This window comes from Thermodesulfobacteriota bacterium (genome assembly GCA_039028315.1).
Lineage (GTDB): Bacteria > Desulfobacterota_D > UBA1144 > Nemesobacterales > UBA2774 > CR02bin9.
Genome location: JBCCIH010000278.1, coordinates 1 through 1,500, shown reverse-complemented (window position 1 = coordinate 1,500; position 1,500 = coordinate 1). Strand labels below are relative to the sequence as shown.

The 1,500-nt window shown below is 41.9% G+C and carries 1 protein-coding gene; it reads right to left on the bottom strand.

Annotation, left to right across the window (positions count from 1 at the left end; all coding sequences use genetic code 11):
• Window positions 1–1,500, bottom strand: a 1,500-nt coding sequence (locus tag AAF462_11965) for a toprim domain-containing protein (protein ID MEM7009838.1), incomplete at both ends; no start/stop codon positions are given.

Sequence of the window (1,500 nt, the reverse complement as noted above, 5' to 3'; positions counted from 1 at the left end):
GAGACTCAATCCACTCTTTTATGGCCTTAAGATGGGCCTCAAATTCCGTCTCATTTTCGGTTTTTAAATGACTCTTCTTAAATCCTTCTCTGCTTGCAAAGGCATCAACTATTCTCATATCTCTGCCAAATTTTCCTATTCGGGCAAGAGCTTTCTCATATGATATTGATTTCTTTACTATGTCTAAGAGCTTTGAGCCCTTGATCTCCTTTGCGCCGCTTCCATTAGCAGATATTTGAAGCGATATACCATTTGTACCAAGCTCTAAGAAATGATCCTCGTACTCATAATCGTCCTTTAAATATTTTTCTGATTTACCCCTTGTAACCCTGTATAGAGGGGGCTGAGCAACGTATAGATGTCCCTTTTCTATGATCTCAGGGAAATGACGGTAGAAGAACGTAAGAAGCAGCGTTCTTATGTGTGATCCATCTACATCTGCGTCTGTCATTAGAATAATTTTGTGATATCTGAGCTTGCTTATGTCAAAATCATCGGCTCCAATCCCTGTCCCGAGCACTGTGATAAGAGTTCTTATCTCCTCATTGCTAAGCATCTTATCAAACCTTGCTTTTTCAACATTTAAAATTTTACCTTTAAGAGGAAGCACTGCTTGATTGTATCTGGCCCTAGCCTGTTTTGCTGAGCCGCCGGCGGATTCACCCTCAACCAGATACAGCTCGCAGAGCTCTGGGTCACGTTCTTGGCAATCGGCCAGTTTTCCTGGAAGTGAACCTGATTCCAGGGCGCTCTTTCTTCTAGTGAGCTCTCTTGCTTTTCTGGCGGCCTCTCTTGCTCTGGCTGCGTCAACGGCCTTTTCAATTATCTTTTTAGAAACTGATGGGTTTTCCTCAAAAAATGTGCCTAATTTTTCATTTAGAAGTACTTCCACAATCCCTTTTACTTCTGTGTTTCCAAGCTTTGTTTTGGTCTGTCCCTCGAACTTAGGATCAGGAAGCTTTACGCTTATAACAGCAGTAAGCCCCTCTCTTGCATCCTCACCGCTAAGTGAGACTTTAGCGTTTTTAACAAGCCCCTTGTCTTCAGCGTATTTATTTACTGTTCTGGTGAGAGCACCTCTAAAGCCTGTAAGATGGGTGCCGCCCTCAATGTTGTTTATGTTATTGGCGTATGAGAATATTGTCTCTGAGTAGCTGTCGTTATACTGAAGCGCAACTTCAACTATTATATCGTCTTTCTCTCCTGAGACGTAAATGGGTTCAGGATGAAGCGGCTTTTTATTTCTATTAAGCTCATCAATAAATGCAACAATTCCGCCTTCGTAGTAAAACTCCTGGTCTTTACCGGTGCGTTCATCTACTATCTGAATTACTAGTCCTTTGTTTAAAAACGCAAGCTCTCTTATTCTGTGAGCAAGTGTGTCGTAGTTAAACTCAGTTACTTCAAATATCGTATCATCGGGTTTAAATCTAATTTTGGTCCCGGACCTGTCAGTTTTCCCAGTAGATTTAAGCTCTGTTACTGCCTCGCTTCGCTCGT